Genomic DNA, 17,750 nt, shown 5'->3' on the forward strand with positions numbered 1-17,750 from the left:
ACTCGACAAACTCCCGTTCCCGGAAATAGGGTCCGGCCGACCATTTCGGGTCGGGCTTCGGAGGTCGTGGTGGCGCAGAAAGTCGTGGTTTCCCTCGTCGACGACCTGGACGCATCGGAGGCCGACGAGACCGTCGAGTTCGGCCTCGACGGCGCCACCTACGAGATCGATCTCTCCGAGGCGAACGCCGCAGCCCTCCGCGACGGCCTGGCCGATTTCGTCGCCCACGCCCGGCGCAGCGGCGGCCGCCGGAGATCCGCCCCCGCGGCGTCGGCGAGCAGCCCCCGGCGCGGCGGCGGCCGCGCGGCGGTCGACCGCGAGCAGAACCAGGCCATCCGCGAGTGGGCGCGCAAGCAGGGCATGACCGTCTCCGAGCGCGGTCGCATCCCCAGCGAGGTCTCCGAGGCCTACCACAAGGCCCACTGACCGGCGCTCCGCTCCAGGCAGGCCCCGGGCAGGCCCCGGTCAGGCGCCGGTCGCGTAGGCGAGGAGCGCGGGCCGGTCGATCGTCGCGGCCCGCCCGCCCGGATGGACCACCAGGAGGCGACGCTCCGCGAGCGTGCGCAGGGCCGTGTTGAGGGTCTGACGGGCGATCCCGAGACGCTGGGCCAGCAGCGTCTGGGGCCCGCCGAAGTCGACGTGCCCTCCGGGGCCGGCGAGCTCGAGCAGGAGGTCGGCCAGCCGCCGGGTGACCGGCAGGAACGCGCGTCCGAGCGTCGCGCGGTTCTGGAGACGCACTATCCGCACGAGGTCGGAGAGCAGGGCGAGCAGCGTGTCGGGGCTGGTGCGCAGGGCCCGGATCGCGGGTCCCGCCGGCACCGCGAGCACGGTGGTGTCGCGCACCGCCACGGCGTCCTCGGTCCGCGGGCCCGGCCGCAGCACCTCGAAGTAGCCGAAGGCGTGCCCCTCGGCGGCGACCCCGACGTCGACGACGTCGCCCCCCGGCGAGACGGCCCGCGACACCACGCTGCCGCGGAGCAGGACGAACAGCGCGTCGCCGACGTCGCCCGTGCTGAACACCGCCTCCCCGGCCCCGTACCGGCGCCCGACCGCGGCGTCGGCGAGCGCGCCGAGCGCCGCGGGCTCGAGTCCCTGCAGCTGCGGGCACGCCGCGAGGGCCGCGCGGACCCCGGCCTGACCGTTCCGTACCGGCGCCTGCGCGTCCGCCGTCACCGCCACCCCCGGATCCCCTCGGACCACCCCGCCGGAAGATCACTCGTCCGGCCCAGCACCGCTGTCACCGCGACGACTGCCCGTCGATCATGACCTTCTCGGCGTTCCGCGTCGACGTCCGCGTCGGATCCGCGACAGCCGTCGACCTCCCAGGATGTCCGGCGGCCCCGTGACGGGTCGGTGAGCGTCTCCCGGTTCGCCGGTGGCGAACGGATGGACGGGATGAGGCGAACGTCTCCCGTGGTTGGAACCCACATGACCCCGTTCTCGACGAGCCGGGGACACGATCGGGCCTGTCCTCCGGTGGCGCCCGTCACGGTGGTGCAACCGTCGTCATCCCGTGGCGTCACGCGCGACGACTAGGATGTCCGTACGGTGCTCTGCGAGTCTGGGGCATCGTGGGGGTCCCGATCTGGCATCGGGCACTTGCCAAGGGACCACCGCGGTCGTCACCACGAGGGCGGCCACGGTGGAGGACCGCCGGCGCAGCAGTCAGGAGTGACGAATGTTCGAGAGGTTCACCGACCGCGCGAGGCGGGTGGTCGTCCTGGCCCAAGAAGAGGCCCGGATGCTCAACCACAACTACATCGGGACCGAGCACATCCTGCTCGGGCTGATCCACGAGGGCGAGGGCGTCGCGGCCAAGGCCCTCGAGTCGCTGGGCATCGCTCTCGAGGGCGTGCGCCAGCAGGTCGAGGAGATCATCGGCCAGGGTCAGCAGGCCCCCAGTGGACACATCCCGTTCACCCCGCGCGCCAAGAAGGTGCTGGAGCTGTCGCTGCGCGAGGCGCTGCAGCTCGGGCACAACTACATCGGCACCGAGCACATCCTGCTCGGGCTGATCCGCGAGGGTGAGGGCGTCGCCGCGCAGGTGCTCGTCAAGCTCGGCGCGGACCTCAACCGTGTGCGGCAGCAGGTGCTGCAGCTGCTCTCGGGCTACCAGGGCAAGGAGCCCGCGGAGTCCGGCAGCCAGCGCGGCGAGGGCACCCCCTCGTCCTCCCTGGTGCTCGACCAGTTCGGTCGCAACCTCACCCAGTCGGCCCGCGAGGGCAAGCTGGACCCGGTCATCGGCCGGGAGAAGGAGATCGAGCGGGTCATGCAGGTCCTGTCCCGCAGGACCAAGAACAACCCGGTGCTCATCGGCGAGCCCGGCGTCGGCAAGACCGCCGTCGTCGAGGGCCTCGGCCAGGCCATCGTCAAGGGCGAGGTGCCCGAGACGCTGAAGGACAAGCAGCTCTACACCCTCGACCTCGGGTCGCTGGTGGCGGGCTCGCGCTACCGCGGTGACTTCGAGGAGCGCCTCAAGAAGGTCCTCAAGGAGATCCGCACCCGCGGCGACATCATCCTGTTCATCGACGAGCTCCACACGCTCGTCGGCGCGGGTGCCGCCGAGGGCGCGATCGACGCCGCGTCGATCCTCAAGCCGATGCTGGCCCGCGGCGAGCTGCAGACCATCGGCGCGACCACGCTCGACGAGTACCGCAAGCACGTCGAGAAGGACGCCGCGCTCGAGCGCCGCTTCCAGCCGATCCAGGTGGGGGAGCCCTCGGTGGCCCACTCCATCGAGATCCTCAAGGGGCTGCGCGACCGCTACGAGGCGCACCACCGCGTCTCCATCACGGACCCGGCGCTGGTCGCGGCGGCCACCCTGGCCGACCGCTACATCAACGACCGCTTCCTGCCGGACAAGGCCATCGACCTCATCGACGAGGCCGGCGCCCGCATGCGCATCCGCCGCATGACCGCGCCGCCGGACCTGCGCGAGTTCGACGAGAAGATCGCCGACGTCCGTCGCGAGAAGGAGTCCGCGATCGACGCGCAGGACTTCGAGAAGGCGGCGCGCCTGCGCGACGAGGAGAAGACCCTCATCGGGCAGAAGTCCGAGCGCGAGAAGCAGTGGAAGTCCGGTGACCTCGACGTCGTCGCGGAGGTCGACGACGAGCAGATCGCCGAGGTGCTGGCCAACTGGACCGGCATCCCGGTGTTCAAGCTGACCGAGGAGGAGACCACCCGTCTCCTGCGCATGGAGGACGAGCTCCACAAGCGCATCATCGGGCAGGAGGACGCGGTCAAGGCCGTGTCCCAGTCCATGCGCCGCACCCGCGCCGGCCTCAAGGACCCGAAGCGTCCCTCGGGCTCGTTCATCTTCGCCGGTCCCTCGGGTGTCGGGAAGACGGAGCTCACCAAGGCGCTCGCGGAGTTCCTGTTCGGCGACGACGACGCGCTCGTCCAGATCGACATGGGCGAGTTCCACGACCGCTACACCGCCTCGCGGCTCTTCGGCGCGCCCCCCGGGTACGTCGGCTACGAGGAGGGCGGCCAGCTCACCGAGAAGGTGCGCCGCAAGCCGTTCTCGGTGGTCCTCTTCGACGAGATCGAGAAGGCCCACTCCGAGGTCTACAACACGCTCCTGCAGGTGCTCGAGGACGGCCGCCTGACCGACGGTCAGGGCCGCATCGTCGACTTCAAGAACACGGTCATCGTGTTCACGTCGAACCTCGGTACGCAGGACATCTCGAAGGCGGTCGGCCTCGGTTTCCAGTCCGGTCAGGACTCGGGATCGAACTACGAGCGCATGAAGAACAAGGTGACGGACGAGCTCAAGAAGCACTTCCGCCCCGAGTTCCTCAACCGCATCGACGACATCATCGTGTTCCACCAGCTGCGCGAGGACGAGATCGTGCAGATGGTCGACCTGATGATCGGCCGCACCGAGAAGCAGCTCCAGAACAAGGACATGTCCCTGGAGCTCACCGACAACGCCAAGAAGCTGCTCGCCCAGCGCGGTTTCGACCCCGTGCTCGGTGCCCGGCCGCTGCGCCGCACCATCCAGCGCGAGATCGAGGACCAGCTCTCCGAGAAGATCCTCTTCGGCGAGGTCGAGTCCGGCCAGATCGTCCTGGTCGACGTCGAGGGCTGGGAGCCCGAGACCGACGACAACGGGGTCACCAAGCAGGCCCCGGAGTCGGCGACCTTCACCTTCCGCGGTGAGGCCAAGCCGACCCCGGTGCCGGACACCCCCGAGGTCGCCGCGGCGGAGTAACCCCGCCCGGTCCCCGTCACCCCGGAGCCCCGGTCCCCGTTCGCGGGGGCCGGGGCTCCGGCGTGTGCGGGGGTTTGTCAGCGAAGTGCCGTCGCGGACACTCAGCGTCCGTATCGGTACTTCGATCACCCGGCGAGGGCCGGTCCGGGCCCGTACAGGACGCGGGCTGGCGGCAGTGCGGCGGCGACGGCGAGGTGGGCCAGGAGGTCCTCGTGGAGCCCCCGCGGGTCGTCCGTTCGCTGGCGGGGGCGCGAACCGAGCACGTGCAACCCGACTGCGCGGAGCCTGCGCTGGCGCGCCAACGTCTCTCGCACCTGCTCGGGGGTCGCGAGATGGTGTTCCACTGAGTCGATCTCCCAGACGAACCCGAACTCCTTGACGAGGCCGTCCACGGTGGCCAGGAAGTGTCCGTTCTCGTCGTACACGCTGACGTTCCACTCCATCGGCGGGAGGTCGTCGAACGCCTCCCAGAAGTCGCGTGCGGTGAACTCGGCGGGCGAGAGCACGCCGGCACCAGCGGCCTCGAGCACGCGTCGAGGCGCGGCGCTGCCCTTCCGCGGCCCGAGCTCCAGCTCGAGCCAGAGCTCGTCGAGCACGACCATCGCGCGTTGGACGGCTTCGGTGACGACGGCGGCAATCTCCTCGTGGTCCTTGAGGCGCCTGATGTGGTCGACGATGCATCGCGGTAGCGGCGCCACCGGCAGTCCGTCGCGGAGGCGCGGACGCGGAAGCCGGACGGTCCGTTCGAACCGCGCCCGACCAGTGCTGAGGGCCCTGTGCTCGAGCGGGATGAGGACGTGATCGAAGGCCGGATCGCCCCCGCGGCGGAGGCCGTGGTGCCGCGCCCCGCTCAGACCGGTCAGCATCGCGCTCTCGCCGCCGCGGACGAGTGCGGCGGTCTCGTGCTGCAGCGGTGTCGGGGTGCCATTCGTTAGCATCAGGGTCGCAGGCAGCAGCAGTGTCCACGGGCCGTCCTGCTGGGTTCGCCGGTACACCGTCCGCTCGGGGACGCCGAGCCGCACGAGCTCGCGCGCCGAGAGGATGCCGTTCCAGCTGGCTGCCTGGAGGGCGTCAGCGTCCGTCGCCCAATCCCCGCGTCGCACCATGACGGCGATCGTGGGCCGAGAACGGGCGTACGCGTGAGCGGCTCGGATGTCGCCTGTGGACAGGCTGGCGGGGTGTGGAGAGACGCGCCTCGTGCCGAAGCCGCCACGGCTCCGATCGGGTCAACGAGGTCTGCGGTCGGCCCACGCAGAGCGGACTCACCGATGACGAGTGACCGGGGAGGTGCCGTGCCCATGATCGAAGTACCGATACGGACGCTGAGCGTCTGCAACGGCACTTCGCTGACACAACCTCAGCCGCTGTAGAGCCCGGCGAGGGCGGCGGCGACGCCGGCCATCTGCTCGCGGAGGGCCACGGGGGCGAGGACCTCGACGTCGGCGCCGAGGGTGAGGAGCTCGGAGCGGGCGTGGGCGAGGGACTCGATCGGGATCACGGCGCGGGTCCAGCCGTCGGCGTCGGTGGGCCAGCTGCCCTCGGCGAGCGCGCGGGCGGTGTGCGGGCGCAGGACGGCCGGGGCCAGCTCCATCGCGCGCGGGGACAGGCGCACGGTGGCCTCGGCCTGGTACAGCGCGTCGGTGAGCTCCTGGGTGCGCTGGTGCCAGTACTTCCAGAGGTCGAAGCCCTCGGGGCGGTCGAAGCGCACGTCGAGGGTCTCGAGGTCGAGGATGCGCGCGATCCGGTACGTGCGCGGCTCGGCGTCGCTGTCGCCGGAGGAAACGGCGACGAGGTACCAGGTCCCCGCCTTGAGCACGAGGCCGAGGGGTTCGAGCTCGCGCTCCACCTCGGGCTCGCGCCCGCCGGTGGCCCAGCGCCGGTAGCGCACGCGCACCACGCGCTGGTTCCACACCGCGTCGGCGACCCCGGTGAGGGTGGGGACGTGGTCGGCCTCGCGGAACCAGCCGGGGGCGTCGAGGTGGAAGCGCTCGGCGATGCGGCCGGCGCGGTCGGACAGCTCGCCGGGCAGTGCCGCCTGCACCTTGAGCTGCGCTGCCGCCAGCACGCGCCCCAGGCCGAGCTCGGCCGCCGCGTCCGGCATCCCGGACAGTGCGAGCGCGTCGGCCTCGTCGGCCGTCATCCCGGTGAGGTGGGTCCGGTAGCCCTCCAGCAGCGAGTAGCCGCCCTCGGGGCCGCGGTCGGCGTACACGGGCACGCCCGAGGCCGACAGCGCGTCCATGTCGCGGTAGATCGTGCGGATCGAGACCTCGAGCTCGTCGGCGAGCTCCCGCGCGGTCAGGCGACCACGGCTCTGCAACAGGAGCAGCACGGAGAGGAGGCGGCTGGCGCGCACACGTCAGTGGTACCCCATGGCTGACAGGAGCTGTCAGGCACGTCCCCCGTCCGGGCTCACGGTTTCGCCCACCTGCTGTTGCGGCGGCGACGGCTGGAGCTCGTCGGGGATGCCGTCGGCGTCCTCGTCGCGCAGCAACGGGTCGCCCATGCCGGCGCGTGCCGCCTCCAGCTGTGCGGCCAGCGCGACCCCGAGGAGCAGCGCGACGCCGGTGACGGTGGCCCACAGCAGCAGCGCCATGATCCCGGCGAGCGGCCCGTAGGTGTCGCTGAAGTCGCCGGAGACCGCGACGTAGAGCGCGACACCGCCCGACGCGGCGAGCCAGAGCACCACGGTCAGCCCGGCGCCGAGCGCGAGCCACGAGAGTCCCGGCTGGTGGCGCCGCGGGGAGTACCGGAACAGCACCGTCACCGCGACGACGAGCGCCGCGAGGCCCACCGGCCAGCGCAGGACGTCGAACACCGTCTCGGCGACGTCACCCCAGCGGTAGACGTCCTCCACGGCGTCGCCGAGCGGGCCGCCCGCGATGATCAGCACGAGGCCCACGCCGAGCGCGGTCCCGGCCGTCAGCGTCAGGACCGCGGCGCGCAGGTACTTGCGCACGAACGGCCGGTCCCGCTCGGTGCCGTAGATCCGGTTGGTGCCGCGCTCGAGCTGGGCGATCGCGCTGGTCATCGCCAGGAACGCGGTGATCAGCCCGAACGCGACGGCGAACTCGCCGACGTTCTCACTGCGGGAGTCCGCCGCTTCACCGTCCTCCTCGGGCAGCTCCGCCGGACCGCGGGCGACGACGTCGGCGAGCAGCTGGTCGCCCGCGCCCGGGGACACGGCCACGACCGTCCGCGCGACGACCTGCGCGACCGACTCCGCGCCCACCGCCGTCGCGAGCCCGCTGCCGGCGATCACGAGCGGGACGATCGCGAGCGCGAGCTGCAGCGCGAACCCCCGCGCGTGGCTGAAGCCGTCGCCGTAGCGGAAGCGCAGCAGGGCGTCGCGCAACAGCGTGCGCAGCCCGACGCGCCGCGCGGTGTGCCACGCGTCGTCGGCCTGCAGCGCGTCCCCGTCCATGTCCGTGGTGACGGGCACCGCGCGCACCGAGCTCACGAGAGCCATCATCGCGGAAAGAACCTGACCGCACGTGTCAGCCACGGTGCGGCAGGCTGCTCCCATGGTGGAGACGCTGACCCGCGAGCAGGTCCTGGCGCACCGCATCGCCGCCCAGGGGCTGCACCGCGACCGCCCGCTCGACGCGCTGTTCTCACTGGGGCTCCAGGACTCGGGACCGACGGCACGGCTGGCGCTCGCCGCCCGCACCGACGGCGAGGTCGATCCCGTGGCGCGCGGGCTCGTCGACGGCTGGACGCACCGCGGCGCCCCGCACCACCACCCGCCGGCCGAGCGCAACGCCGTCGCCGCGGCGGCCCGGCCGTTCGACGACGCCGACGCGGCCGCGCGCCTGAACTGGAGCGGACCCGAGCAGCGTCGGGTCGGCATCCCCGCCCGCGAGTCGATCGACCGCGCCGCCGACGCCCTCGCCGAGGTGGTGACCGAGCCGATGACCAAGGGCACCGCGAGCGGCGCCGTGACGAAGCTGCTCCCCGACGTCCTGCTCCGCGACTGCCGGGGCTGCGCGACCGTCCACGTCAACGAGCAGCTCTTCCGGCTCTCGGCGTTCCCGGTCGGTGTCGGCCTCGACCCGACCGGCAGGACGCTCCTGCTCACCCCGCCACCCGCCGGCTGGGAGCGTCCCGTCGACGGCGACCCGGCCCGCGCCGCCCGGCTGGTGCTCGACTACCTGCGCGTCCTCGGTCCCGCCGGTCCACGGGAGGTCGCCGACTTCGTGGGGACGACCCCCACCATCTTCGCGCCGGCCTGGGACGCGGCGTTGCCGGAGCTCGCGGAGGTCGACGTGGAGGGGCGGCGTGCGTGGCTGCCCGCCGACGACCTCGACGCCGCGCTCGGCGCGCCCGACCCCGACGTCGTCCGCCTCCTCCCGCCGCTCGACCCGATGCTCCAGGCCCGCGACCGCGAGATCCACGCGCCGGACGAGTCGCTGCGCAAGGACCTGTACAAGATCATCGGCAACCCTGGCGCGATCCTCGCCGACGGCGAGATCGTCGGCACCTGGCGGCCGAAGGCGTCCGGGAAGAAGCTGACCCTCGAGCTCGCGCTCATGATGCCTCTGGCGTCCGACGTCCGGGCCCGCCTCGACGACGAGGCCGAACGCGTCGCCGCCGCCCGCGGTCTGACGCTCGCCGGCCTCACGGGGGTGTGAGCGCGCCGGGTCCCGCAGCGAACGGGTATCTCGCTGCTTCTCCGCGCGCGAGGTCCCCGTTGATCACCGAACGTCGGAAGTCGAGGTCGCCGCGCACGGAGATCAGGAGCGTCGCCGTGCACCTCGTGGCGCCGTGTCGGTGCACGGCGGCGCTCGTGATCACCCGAGACCGGGCGAGCGGCCGCGCGTCATGGCGCCGGCAGGGCCGCGTCGATCGCCTCCAGCGTCGCGCGCGCCCCGGACGCCAGGGACACCCCGCGCCCGTGACGGATCTCCGGCTCGCGGACGTTGATCCGGATCAGGGCGCCGGAGGCGGCGGAGGCGAGCTCGGCGTGACGGCGCACGGTGGGGACGGCGGTGCCGGCGCCGAGCTCGACGACGACGAGGCGGGCCGCGGCGAGGCTCCGGAGCCAGGCCCGGTGCGCGGCCGTCCGCTCGCCGTGGTGCCCGGGCACCCAGGCGCCGTCGCCGAACATGAGGATGTTCGGCCGCGCGACCCGACCGCACCGCGGGCACGTCGGCAGGGGAGGGCGGGCGCGCATGGTGTCCTCGTCGATGACGACGTCGACGTCGTCCGCGGGCCACGTGCCCTCGTGGCAGGGCGCCGTGCACTGCAGGGTGCCGATCGCGCCGTGGCACTCCACGACGTCGTCGTCGGCGAACCCGGCGACCTGGAACGCGCCGTCGACGTTGGACGTGAACACCTGCGTCGGCCACCGGTCGGCCCAGCGCCGCAGGACGGCGAACCCGGCGTGCGGCACCGTGCGGCGGTACAGCGCGAGGCGGTGGCCGTAGAAGCCCCAGGCGAGCTCGGGGTCGGCGTCGAAGTGCTCCGGGTCGGCGATCTCCTCGAAGCGCAGCCCGAGCCGCCGGTAGGGCGGGTACGCGCGCCAGAAGCCCTCGGGCCCCCGGAAGTCGGGCAGCCCGGAGTCGACGCCCATCCCCGCCCCGGCGCAGACCAGCAGCGCCTCGGCGCCGGCGAGCGCCTCCGCCGCGGCGGCGACGCCCGCCGGGTCGGGATCGCTCAGGAGCCGGACCCCTCCACACGCAGGACCAGCTCGAACTCCAGGAGGTCGGCGCCCGACGACACCGGCTGCTTGCGCTCACCGGCGTGCGCGGCGGCCGCGGCGCCCCCGTCCCGCCACGCGGCGAAGGCCTCCTCGGACTCCCACTTCGTGTAGACGAAGTACCGGTCGTCACCGGAGGTGGGGCGCAGCAGCTCGTAGCCGAGGAACCCGGGGGTGTCCTTGATCGCGTCGCCGCGGGCGGCGAAGCGCTTCTCCAGCTCGGGCCCGTTGCCCTCGGGGACCTTGATGGCGTTGATCTTCACGACGGCCATGGGACTCAGGGTACGTCGCCGGCCTCGCCCGGCAGCGCGAAGCGGCCGTCCGCGAGCTGCTCGACGAGCCCGTCGACGAGCAGCGAGTCGAGGCACCGGGAGCGTTGGGCCGGGTCGGTGAGCCAGGCGGCCTCGAGGGCCTCGGCGGTCACCGGTCCTGGGGCGCCCCGCAGGACGTCGAGCAGCCGCCCGCGCACCTGCCGGTCCGTCCCGGCCCAGGTCTGCGCCTTGCGGATGGGCCCGTCCCACGCCGGACGGCCGAGCCGTTGCCAGGCGCAGCGGTCGGCGACAGGGCAGTCGGCGCACCGGGGGCCGCGCGCGACGCAGATCGTCGCGCCCAGCTCCATCAACGCCGCCGACATGGTCGCCGCGTCGTTCGTCCGGGTCGAGCTCCGCTCCGCTTCGTCTCCCGTCTCGTCGGCCGGCAGCAGCGCCTCGACGTCGGCCAGGTCCCGCGCGGCCGCGGCACCCGGCTCCGCGCGCCCGTGCACGGCGCGGGCGACGACGCGGCGGACGTTCGTGTCGACGACGGGGACGCGACGGCCGTGGGCGAACGCCGCGACGGCCCGCGCGGTGTAGGTGCCGACGCCGGGCAGGGACTCGAGCGTCTCCACGTCCTCGGGCACGACGTCGTCGTGCTCGGACGTGATCGCCTGCGCCGCCGCGTGCAGGCGCAGCGCCCGGCGGGGGTAGCCGAGCTTGCCCCAGGCCCGCAGCACGTCCGAGGCCGGCGCCGCGGCCATCGCCGACGGGCGGGGCCAGCGCTCGAGCCACGCCCGCCACGGCTCCTCGACCCGCGCCACGGGCGTCTGCTGCAGCATGATCTCCGAGACCAGGACGCCCCAGGCCGTGGTCCCCGGTCGGCGCCACGGCAGGTCGCGGGCGTGGGCGCGGAACCAGGGCACGAGGACGTCGGCGAGCGTCCCGGGCCGTGCGGTCGGTGTGGACCCCGGCGTGGTGGTGGCGGCCATCGACCGTCGATCCTGCCCCGCGCACCCGCCGTCGCCACCGTCGGGTGAAACGGACCGACGACCGCGTGGTGGTCGGTTGCGCGGAGCGAGCGCGATCCTACTTTCCGTGACGTGTGGGAGCCGGCCGGACCGCTTCCGCCGTCGGTCTACTGGCGGCGGCGCTGCGTCGCGCTCGGCGTGGTCGTCGCGGTGCTCGGCGGGATCGTCTGGGCCGTCGTCGGGCTCGCCGGCGGCGGCGAGCCGGACCCCGCGACGGTCGAGGCCCGCGCCCGCGCGGCGGCGATGGCGAGCCAGCAGACCTCGACGCCTCCGACACCGCCTCCGGGCTCGGGGCCGGGCAGCGAGTCGGGACCGATCGCGGCCGCGTTGCCGTCCGTGATCCCGCCCGGCGGGGCCCCGGCCCTCACCCCGGGGCCGGACGGCGCCCTCTTCGTGCCCCCGGGCGGCGACGGCTTCCGGAACTTCCTGCCCCCAGGTGTGCCGGCGGGCTCCTCGGGGCCCCTGCTCGGGCCCGCCGTGACCTCGCCGACGCCCCCGGCCTCAGAGACCCCGCCGTCCGCGACCACGAACCCGACCACGAACCCGACCACGACCACCACCGAGCAGCCCACCCCCGCGAGCGCACCGGCACCGGGACCCTGCGCCGACGGCGACCTGCGGGTCACCGCCCGGACCGACGCCCCGAGCTACGCCGCCGGCCGCAAGCCGGTGCTGAGCCTCGTCGTCACCAACACCGGCACCGCCCCCTGCGTCCGTGACCTCGACGCCGCCAAGCAGGCCGTGGCCGTGGTCAAGCGGCCCGGCGACGGGCTGTGGGGTAGCAACGACTGCTCGCCGGGCGACACCGACGACGTCCGCACCCTCGCGCCCGGCGAGGAGGCGGTGTTCTCGGTGCACTGGTCGGGCAAGACGTCGCAGCCGGGCTGTCGCGGCGAGCGGACCGCGGTGCCGCCCGGTACCTACCAGCTGCTCGCGCGCCTCGACGGGATCGTGAGCGACCCGGTGACCTTCACCCTTGAGGGCTGAAGTCCGCGTCGACCCCGACGAGGCCGGTGCGCATCAGCGCGCCGTGGAGGTCGTCGGCGACCGCCGCCGTGAGCCCCTTCGGGGTACGGGCGTCCCCCGGCGGCACGATCGCCCGGCTGATGCCGAGCCGTCCGGCCTCGGCGAGCCGGCGCTCGAGGGCCACCACCCGGCGGAGCTCGCCGCCGAGCCCGACCTCGCCGATCGCGACCAGCCCGGAGCGCACGGGCTGGTTGTGGAACGCCGAGGTGACTGCGATGGCCACCGCGAGGTCCGCGGACGGCTCGCGCAGCTTCATGCCGCCGACGGTGGCGACGAAGACGTCCTTGTCGTGCAGGCGCAGCCCGCAGCGCTCCTGCAGCACCGCGAGGATCTTGGCCACGCGGCCGCTGTCGAGGTCCGACACCACGCGACGCGGCGGGGTGTCGTTGGCCCGGGTGGCGACGAGCGCCTGCACCTCGGCCATCAGCGGGCGTTTGCCCTCCATCGCGACCGTGACCGCCTGCCCGGCGACGGTGCGCTCGAGCCCGCCGGTGAACAGCCCCGACGGGTCGGTGACCTCGGTGATGCCGCCGTCGTTCATCTCGAAGCAGCCGACCTCGTCGGTGGCGCCGAACCGGTTCTTCAGGCCGCGCACCATCCGCAGCGTGGAGTGCCGGTCGCCCTCGAACGACAGCACGACGTCCACGAGGTGCTCGAGGGTGCGCGGCCCGGCGACCGCGCCGTCCTTGGTGACGTGCCCGATGAGCACGACGGGCAGGTCGCGCTGCTTGGCGAGGGCGACGAGCGCGCTGGTGACCGTGCGGACCTGGGAGACACCGCCCGGCGAGCCCTCCGCGGTGGCCGTGCCGACCGTCTGCACCGAGTCGACCACGAGCAGCTCGGGGTCGACGGCCTCGACGTGCGCGGCGACCTCCTCGAGATCGCCGGTGGCCGACAGGAACAGGTGCGGAGCGAGCCCTCCGGTGCGCTCGGCGCGCAGCCGGACCTGGCCGGCCGACTCCTCGCCCGTGACGTACAGCACGGTCGCGCCGGCGCGGGCCCGCTGCGCGGCCACCTCGAGCAGCAGCGTGGACTTGCCCACCCCGGGCTCGCCCGCCAGCAGCACGACGACCCCGGGCACCAGGCCCCCGCCGAGCACCCGGTCGAGCTCGGCGACGCCGGTGGGCCGCGCCTTCGCCGTCTCCAGGCCGACCTCGCCGATCAGCCGGACGGGGCTCGAGGGGCGGGCGGCCGGGGCGGGCGCGACCCCGGGCCGGCCGGTGCGGCCCGCGGACGGCAGGTCCGGCGACTCCTCGACGGTGCCCCACCCGCCGCAGTCGGGACAGCGCCCGACCCACTTGGCGGCGGCGTGACCGCACGCGGTGCACTCGAAGCGGCTGGCGCGGGCTCGGGACGGCACGGACGGAACGGTAGGCCCGACCCCCGACAGCGCCGGCGGCGACGCGGCGGGACTACCCGACCGCGGGCTCGGAGGCGGCGACGATCAGCGGCACGGTGACCGCGCCGGCCCGCTCGAACGTGAAGGTGACGGCGTACGTCGGCCCGGAGGCGATCGTCTGGGTGACCCCGGTGAGCACGACGCGCGCCGTGCCCGACTGGCGGGTGTCGAGGTTGGCGGGGCCGACCGGGCCGGGCTCGTTGCCGACCATCCGGACCGCGTTGCTGCCGGGGACGACGGTCGCGCCCTCCTGGCGGACGCCGAGCGCGTACGGCGTCGAGACCGAGACCAGGCGGTCGGCCGTCGGGCCCTCGTTGATGATCGTGCCGCGCAGCGGCACCTCGCCGCCGGACGGCACGTTCTGCGCCTCACCGGCGTCGATGGAGAGGTCGCGCAGCACGATCGCGCCCACCTGGCCGGTCGCGCCGTCGGCCTGGGAGACCACCGTGTCGGTCTGCGTGACGCTGCCGGCGCTGCATCCGGCGAGGGCGAGGGCCGCGGTCAACAGGGTCGCGACGACGAACCCCGGGCGGGGCCCGCGCGGGCGGCGGCTCATGATCGCAGGCGTCCTCTCGCAGGGGGGCAGTCTCTCGACGGGGCAGCGACACCTTAGTACCAGCGGCGGGTCCCGGCCCCGCGGGAGCGTGCGCTCACCTCGGCGAGCACGGCGCACGGTGACTTGTCAAGTCCCTGACCTGCGAAGACGGCGGGATCCCCTGCGATGCCCGTGCGTCGGACGTGTTAACCTCGTAGAGGCGAAAGGGGCTCGGGACACATGGTTTTCAAGGTCGGCGAGACCGTCGTCTACCCGCACCACGGTGCCGCTCTCATCGAGGCCATCGAGACCAGGACGATCAAGGGCGAGGAGAAGAAGTACCTCGTTCTCAAGGTTGCTCAGGGCGACCTGACCGTCCGGGTCCCCGCGGACAACGCCGAGATCGTCGGCGTCCGCGACGTGGTGGGCCAGGAGGGGCTGGACCGGGTGTTCGAGGTGCTGCGCGCGCCGCACACCGAGGAGCCGACGAACTGGTCGCGCCGGTACAAGGCGAATCTCGAGAAGCTCGCGTCGGGTGACGTGAACAAGGTGGCGGAGGTCGTCCGCGATCTCTGGCGCCGCGAGAAGGACCGCGGCCTGTCCGCGGGTGAGAAGCGCATGCTGGCGAAGGCGCGCCAGATCCTGGTCAGCGAGCTGGCGCTCGCGGAGGGCACCGACGAGGTGGCCGCCGAGTCGCTGCTGGACCAGGTGCTGGCGTCCTGAGCCACGCTCGATGACCGCGGGGACGCGGTGACCGTCGCGGCGATCGTGCCCGCGGCGGGACGTGGTGAACGGCTCGGTCTCGGCCGGCCGAAGGCACTGGCCGTCGTGGGTGGGCTGACGTTGGTGGCCCGCGCCGTGGACGGCCTGGTCGAGGGCGGCGTGGACGTCGTCGTGGTCGTCGCCCCACCGGGCGGCGAGGACGAGTTCCGCGCCGCGCTCGACCACCGCCGAGCGACGGTCGTGCCCGGCGCCGACGACCGTGTCGGCTCGGTGGCGGCCGCCCTCGGGGCGGTGCCCCGCGACGCGGAGGTCGTGCTCGTGCACGATGCCGCCCGCTGTCTGTGCCCGCCGGAGGTCGTGCGCGCGGTGATCGACGCGGTCCGAGCGGGCCATCGCGCCGTCGTCCCGGCCACCCCCGTCGCGGACACCCTCAAGCGCACCGGGCCCGCCGGAGTGGTGATCGCCACGGTCGACCGCACCGGCCTCGCCGCCGTGCAGACGCCCCAGGGCTTCGACCCGGCGACCCTCCGCGCCGCCCACGAGCACGCCCGCTCCGGGCGCGACGCCGGGGGACCGGTCACCGCCACCGACGACGCCGGGCTCGCGGAGGAGATCGGGGTGAGCGTCGCGACCGTGCCCGGCGACCCGCGCGCCTTCAAGGTCACCACCCCGCTCGACCTCGCGATGGCCGAGGCGCTGGTCGCGGCCGCGACGGCGGGGGCGTCGTGAGGACGGGAGACGGCGCGGCGTGGAGCTCGACCTCGTGAGGGTGGGCATCGGCACCGACGTGCACCCGCTGCGTCCCGGCGTGCCGTGCTGGGTGGCCGGGCTGCTGTGGGAGGGCGTCGACGGCTGCGCGGGGCACTCCGACGGTGACGTCGCCGCGCACGCCCTCTGCGACGCGGTCCTCTCCGCCGCCGGGCTGGGCGACGTCGGTGCCGTGTTCGGCACCGGACGACCCGAGTGGTCCGGCGCCTCCGGGGCGCGGCTGCTCGGCGAGGTCCGGACGCTGGTCGGAGCGGAGGGCTGGGTCCTGGGCAACGCGGCGGTGCAGGTGATCGGGAACGCCCCGAAGATCGGCACCCGGCGCGCCGAGGCGCAGGCGGTGCTCTCCGAGGCCCTCGGCGGCCCGGTCGCGGTGTCGGGGACGACCTCGGACGGCCTCGGGCTCACCGGCCGCGGCGAGGGCCTGGCGGCGGTCGCGACGGCGCTGCTCCGGCCGGCCTGACTTCTCCCGAACGGCACCCACCGCCGCCGCGCGCTTCCTACGATCCGCGCGAGGGGAGGTGCCGGGTGTTCGAGACGCACTGGTCGTCGAAGTCCCATCAGGAGATCTTCGACTCGCTGGCCTCCGGCGGGCCCGACGGCTTCCGCGACACCGGCGGCACGTGGCAGCGCCTCGCCGACCGCATGGTCGCCGTCACCGACGCGGTCGAGCGCGCCAACCGCACCCTCGGCGCGACCTGGCACGGCGTGGCGGCCACCGAGGCCGACCAGCGCCTGCAGCCGCTGCGCCCGTGGGTCGACGAGGCCCGCGACGCGGCCGCGCGGGTCAACACGGCCGGCCAGGACCAGGCGGTGCGCCTGTCGGAGACCCAGGCGCGCGTCCCGGCGCCGCAGTTCTCCTCGATGTGGGACGCCGGGGTCAACGGGTTCCTCGACGGGTCGTCGCTCCTCGGCACCGTGCGTCCGGTGGCCGAGACGGTCGCTCCGGTGCCGCTCGGCGGCGCCGACGCCGTCTACCAGATGGTCCAGCAGCAGCGCGCTCAGGAGGACGCGCAGCGGGCCATGACGGAGTACCAGGACGCGAGTCGCGGGCCCATGCAGACGCTGCCCGCGTTCGCCGGTCCGGGCGGGGCCCCGATCGACCCGGGCAGCCCGCCGGCCGGCCAGGGCCAGGTGCCCGGTGGGGGCGCTGCGCCGGGCCAGGGCGGGGGTTCTGGCGGAGGCGGTGGTGCGGGTGTGCCCGGCGGTCTGCCGGGCGGTCTGCCGGGCGGTGCCGGTGCGGTCCCCGGGGTGCCGCGTGTCCCGGCCGGTGGTGGCGGGTCGGGCGGTGCCGGGGGCGGTGGCGCCGGGGGTGCGGGACCCGGGAGCGGTGGTGCCGGGGGTGCGGGAGCCGGGAGCGGTGGCCCCGGAGGTGCGGGTGCCGGGACGGGTGGCGCCGGGGGCGCGGGAGCCGGCGGCGGCGTGCCGTCGTCCTCGCCCGCCGCGGGCGTCCCGACGGCGCCGGGCGTGCCGGGGTCCGGCGGTCGGGGTGTGCCGGGGTCGGCCGGCGTGCCGGGTGCCGCCGGCGGGAGCGCGGGCGGCGTCGTCCCGCCCGTCGCCGGTGTGCCGGGGAGTGTCGGGACGCCGGGGGGTGCCGGGGGACGGTCGGTGCCGGGGGCGTCGACGGGCGGAGGTCGGTCGCCCGGCCTCCCGGGTGTCCCCGGGTCGACGGGCTCGGGTGGCGCCGGGTCAACGGGCTCGGGCGGCTCCGGCGGCGCGCCCGGTGAGGCTGGCCGGGCCGGCGGAGTCAGCGGCGGCGTCCCCGGGTCGCGGCTGCCGGGCGCGGCGGTCGGGGTGGGCGAGGGTGCCGGCGGCGGCGTCGGCGCCGGTGGGCGTGCCGGCGGCGGCCTCGGTGGGTCGACGGGCGAGCCGGGCGCCCGGGCCGGTGGTGCCGGTGGTGCTCTCGGCGAGGCCACCGCCGCGCGCGCCGCCGGGGCCGCGGCGGCCGAGGGACGTGCCGGTGCCGTCCCGATGATCCCGCCCGCCGGCATGGCGGGCGGCCCGGGCGCGGACGGGCGCCGGCAGCGACCCGACTACCTCGCCGAGGACGACCCCGACGCCATCGCCGGGGTGCTGCCGGCGACGGCCCCGCCGGTGATCGGCGAATGA

General features: G+C 74.6%; 17 protein-coding genes. 8 read left to right on the top strand and 9 right to left on the bottom strand.

Going from position 1 to position 17,750, the window contains the following annotated elements; all coding sequences use genetic code 11:
* Positions 1 to 69: 69 nt before the first annotated feature.
* A complete protein-coding gene (locus tag QSK03_RS24265; protein WP_285657532.1) occupies positions 70 to 426 on the top strand; it encodes a histone-like nucleoid-structuring protein Lsr2 in 357 nt (118 codons plus the stop codon).
* A 39-nt stretch (positions 427 to 465) separates the two neighbouring features.
* Here the strand turns inward: QSK03_RS24265 and QSK03_RS24270 are convergent, their stop codons facing one another.
* Positions 466 to 1,179, bottom strand: a complete 714-nt coding sequence (locus tag QSK03_RS24270) for a Crp/Fnr family transcriptional regulator (RefSeq protein ID WP_285657534.1) — start codon at positions 1,177 to 1,179, stop codon at positions 466 to 468.
* A 499-nt stretch (positions 1,180 to 1,678) separates the two neighbouring features.
* On the opposite strand from QSK03_RS24270, the gene QSK03_RS24275 reads away from it, so the two are divergent.
* Complete coding sequence (locus tag QSK03_RS24275) at positions 1,679 to 4,216, top strand: ATP-dependent Clp protease ATP-binding subunit (protein WP_285657536.1); 2,538 nt, start codon at positions 1,679 to 1,681, stop codon at positions 4,214 to 4,216.
* A 125-nt stretch (positions 4,217 to 4,341) separates the two neighbouring features.
* On the opposite strand, the gene QSK03_RS24280 is transcribed toward QSK03_RS24275, so the two are convergent.
* The 3 genes from QSK03_RS24280 to QSK03_RS24290 all read right to left on the bottom strand — a co-directional run bounded on the left by QSK03_RS24280 (position 4,342) and on the right by QSK03_RS24290 (position 7,673).
* On the bottom strand, positions 4,342 to 4,914 hold the full coding sequence (locus tag QSK03_RS24280) for a hypothetical protein (RefSeq protein ID WP_285657538.1): 573 nt from the start codon (positions 4,912 to 4,914) through the stop codon (positions 4,342 to 4,344).
* 659 nt (positions 4,915 to 5,573) lie between these two features.
* Positions 5,574 to 6,569, bottom strand: coding sequence for a helix-turn-helix transcriptional regulator (locus QSK03_RS24285; protein ID WP_285657540.1), 996 nt, complete (start codon positions 6,567 to 6,569; stop codon positions 5,574 to 5,576).
* Between the two features lie 33 nt (positions 6,570 to 6,602).
* Positions 6,603 to 7,673: a YihY/virulence factor BrkB family protein gene (locus QSK03_RS24290; RefSeq protein ID WP_285657542.1), complete on the bottom strand. Its 1,071-nt coding sequence runs from the start codon at positions 7,671 to 7,673 to the stop codon at positions 6,603 to 6,605.
* Between the two features lie 64 nt (positions 7,674 to 7,737).
* Here QSK03_RS24290 and QSK03_RS24295 point away from each other — a divergent pair, with 64 nt between their 5' ends.
* On the top strand, positions 7,738 to 8,844 hold the full coding sequence (locus QSK03_RS24295; RefSeq protein ID WP_285657543.1) for a winged helix DNA-binding domain-containing protein: 1,107 nt from the start codon (positions 7,738 to 7,740) through the stop codon (positions 8,842 to 8,844).
* Between the two features lie 188 nt (positions 8,845 to 9,032).
* On the opposite strand, the gene QSK03_RS24300 is transcribed toward QSK03_RS24295, so the two are convergent.
* The 3 genes from QSK03_RS24300 to QSK03_RS24310 form a co-directional block, all read right to left on the bottom strand.
* Entirely contained in the window at positions 9,033 to 9,785 is a 753-nt protein-coding gene (locus tag QSK03_RS24300) for an SIR2 family NAD-dependent protein deacylase (protein WP_285657545.1), read from the bottom strand.
* A gap of 83 nt (positions 9,786 to 9,868) precedes the next feature.
* The gene (locus tag QSK03_RS24305; RefSeq protein WP_285657547.1) at positions 9,869 to 10,183 is read right to left on the bottom strand and encodes an antibiotic biosynthesis monooxygenase family protein; all 315 of its coding nucleotides are present in this window, start codon (positions 10,181 to 10,183) and stop codon (positions 9,869 to 9,871) included.
* Between the two features lie 5 nt (positions 10,184 to 10,188).
* Entirely contained in the window at positions 10,189 to 11,154 is a 966-nt protein-coding gene (locus QSK03_RS24310; RefSeq protein ID WP_285657549.1) for an HhH-GPD family protein, read from the bottom strand.
* A gap of 111 nt (positions 11,155 to 11,265) precedes the next feature.
* On the opposite strand from QSK03_RS24310, the gene QSK03_RS24315 reads away from it, so the two are divergent.
* The gene (locus QSK03_RS24315) at positions 11,266 to 12,180 is read left to right on the top strand and encodes a DUF4232 domain-containing protein (RefSeq protein WP_285657551.1); all 915 of its coding nucleotides are present in this window, start codon (positions 11,266 to 11,268) and stop codon (positions 12,178 to 12,180) included.
* Here the strand turns inward: QSK03_RS24315 and radA are convergent.
* Together radA and QSK03_RS24325 are read right to left on the bottom strand one after the other, a co-directional pair.
* On the bottom strand, positions 12,164 to 13,579 hold the full coding sequence (gene radA, locus QSK03_RS24320; protein ID WP_285657553.1) for a DNA repair protein RadA: 1,416 nt from the start codon (positions 13,577 to 13,579) through the stop codon (positions 12,164 to 12,166). The two genes, QSK03_RS24315 and radA, sit on opposite strands and share 17 nt — an antisense overlap.
* Positions 13,580 to 13,631: 52 nt before the next feature.
* Complete coding sequence (locus QSK03_RS24325; protein WP_285657554.1) at positions 13,632 to 14,174, bottom strand: copper chaperone PCu(A)C domain-containing protein; 543 nt, start codon at positions 14,172 to 14,174, stop codon at positions 13,632 to 13,634.
* A gap of 219 nt (positions 14,175 to 14,393) precedes the next feature.
* On the opposite strand from QSK03_RS24325, the gene QSK03_RS24330 reads away from it, so the two are divergent.
* From QSK03_RS24330 to QSK03_RS24345, 4 genes are all read left to right on the top strand, one after another.
* Complete coding sequence (locus tag QSK03_RS24330) at positions 14,394 to 14,876, top strand: CarD family transcriptional regulator (protein ID WP_116707106.1); 483 nt, start codon at positions 14,394 to 14,396, stop codon at positions 14,874 to 14,876.
* A 27-nt stretch (positions 14,877 to 14,903) separates the two neighbouring features.
* Positions 14,904 to 15,605, top strand: coding sequence for a 2-C-methyl-D-erythritol 4-phosphate cytidylyltransferase (ispD, locus tag QSK03_RS24335; protein ID WP_285657556.1), 702 nt, complete (start codon positions 14,904 to 14,906; stop codon positions 15,603 to 15,605).
* 34 nt (positions 15,606 to 15,639) lie between these two features.
* Positions 15,640 to 16,104, top strand: a complete 465-nt coding sequence (gene ispF / locus QSK03_RS24340) for a 2-C-methyl-D-erythritol 2,4-cyclodiphosphate synthase (RefSeq protein WP_285657597.1) — start codon at positions 15,640 to 15,642, stop codon at positions 16,102 to 16,104.
* A 65-nt stretch (positions 16,105 to 16,169) separates the two neighbouring features.
* Entirely contained in the window at positions 16,170 to 17,750 is a 1,581-nt protein-coding gene (locus tag QSK03_RS24345) for a WXG100 family type VII secretion target (RefSeq protein WP_285657558.1), read from the top strand.

The sequence above is a fragment of the Actinomycetospora sp. NBRC 106375 genome, assembly GCF_030269665.1.
Lineage (GTDB): Bacteria > Actinomycetota > Actinomycetes > Mycobacteriales > Pseudonocardiaceae > Actinomycetospora.

What these genes read in the sequence shown, in the direction of transcription:
- QSK03_RS24275 (WP_285657536.1), top strand. Translation starts at nt 1,679, where the DNA reads ATGTTCGAGAGGTTCACCGACCGCGCGAGGCGGGTGGTCGTCCTGGCC.
- QSK03_RS24295 (WP_285657543.1), top strand. Translation starts at nt 7,738, where the DNA reads ATGGTGGAGACGCTGACCCGCGAGCAGGTCCTGGCGCACCGCATCGCC.
- QSK03_RS24300 (WP_285657545.1), bottom strand. Translation starts at nt 9,785, where the DNA reads ATGGGCGTCGACTCCGGGCTGCCCGACTTCCGGGGGCCCGAGGGCTTC.
- QSK03_RS24305 (WP_285657547.1), bottom strand. Translation starts at nt 10,183, where the DNA reads ATGGCCGTCGTGAAGATCAACGCCATCAAGGTCCCCGAGGGCAACGGG.
- QSK03_RS24310 (WP_285657549.1), bottom strand. Translation starts at nt 11,154, where the DNA reads ATGGCCGCCACCACCACGCCGGGGTCCACACCGACCGCACGGCCCGGG.
- QSK03_RS24325 (WP_285657554.1), bottom strand. Translation starts at nt 14,174, where the DNA reads ATGAGCCGCCGCCCGCGCGGGCCCCGCCCGGGGTTCGTCGTCGCGACC.
- QSK03_RS24330 (WP_116707106.1), top strand. Translation starts at nt 14,394, where the DNA reads ATGGTTTTCAAGGTCGGCGAGACCGTCGTCTACCCGCACCACGGTGCC.